Origin of the sequence: Mesorhizobium sp. M7A.F.Ca.AU.001.01.1.1 (assembly GCF_004022735.1) — a bacterium.
Taxonomy (GTDB): Bacteria; Pseudomonadota; Alphaproteobacteria; order Rhizobiales; family Rhizobiaceae; genus Mesorhizobium; species Mesorhizobium ciceri.
This window is the reverse complement of record NZ_RZPF01001110.1, coordinates 1-1260: the sequence shown is the minus strand read 5'-3', so window position 1 is coordinate 1260 and position 1260 is coordinate 1. Positions and strand designations below refer to the sequence as shown.

The 1260-nt window shown below is 63.3% G+C and carries 1 protein-coding gene; it reads left to right on the top strand.

Features of this window, described 5'->3' with window-relative positions; all coding sequences use genetic code 11:
- The coding region (locus EN884_RS36275) for a PLP-dependent aminotransferase family protein (RefSeq protein WP_164895434.1) at positions 1-913 on the top strand (913 nt) is incomplete at its 5' end.
- Positions 914-1260: the final 347 nt, after the last annotated feature.

Here is a 1260-nt window from a genome sequence, read left to right as displayed (position 1 = left end):
GCGCATGGCCGGGCATGGCATCGAGGCCTCGCCCGAGCAGATCATGCTGACGGAATCAGGTACGCAGGCCATCGACCTCCTGTGCCGGTTCCTGATCGAGCCCGGCGACACCGTGCTGGTCGACGACCCCTGCTACTTCAACTTCCACGCCCTGTTGCGCGCTCACCGGGCCAAGGTCGTCAGCGTTCCCTACACGCCGTCGGGGCCGGATATCGATCTGTTCGCGCAGGCGTTGGCCGAGCATCGGCCACGCCTCTACATCACCAATTCCGGCATCCACAATCCGACCGGCGCGGTGCTGTCGCCAGTCACCGCGCACCGGCTGCTGAAACTCGCCGACCAATCGCAATTGACCATCGTCGAGGACGACATCTTCGCCGATTTCGAACATGCGCCCGCCCCCAGGCTGGCGGCGTTCGATGGCCTCAACCGCGTTGTCCATATCGGCAGCTTCTCCAAGACGCTGTCGGCATCGGTTCGCTGCGGCTTCATCGCCGCACCGCGCGACTGGATCGAGCCCCTGACCGACCTCAAAATCGCCACGACCTTCGGCGGCGGGCGGCTCGCGGCCGAACTGGTGCTGACGTTGCTGAAGGACGGCAGCTACCGCAAGCACATGGATTTGCTGCGCGCGAAGCTTGCGCGCGCCATGGGCGAGACGGCCGCCCACCTGAAAGCGATCGGCATCACGCCGTGGATCGACCAGCCGGCTGGCCTCTTCCTGTGGTGCAGTCTGCCGGACGGCGTCGATGCGGCCGAAGTCGCCCGCCGCTCTCTGGCCGACAACATCGTGCTGGCGCCCGGCAACGCATTCAGCCTGTCCGGAACGGCTGGCCGTTTCCTGCGCTTCAACGTTGCCCAATGCGCGGACGAGCGGATTTTCAGGGTGCTCGAGGCGGCGATGGCGCGTTGACGCGCATCAAGCTGATCCTGTTGCCTGGGCAACCTTCGGCTGCTAGGGAAACGCGAGCGCACTCGAGAGAATGTCTGCGCCGTCATTTTCCGGGATAGCGTTTATGGGAACCAGCAAGTCAGCAGACAAGTAGGCCGCAACAGCACTTCGTTGTTGCGGCGGCCCGTCATTTCCCATCTTCATTGAGAACGGCAGATCGCCGCCAAATGTAGCCATTTGAGCGGATGTTCAATCATGCCTTTTCCAAAAAACCCGACATGGACCACTTCCCTGCCAGCAGCCATGGTGCTGATGGCGCCCTTCGACATCCTGGCCTCGCTGGCCATGGACATCTACCTCCCGATTGT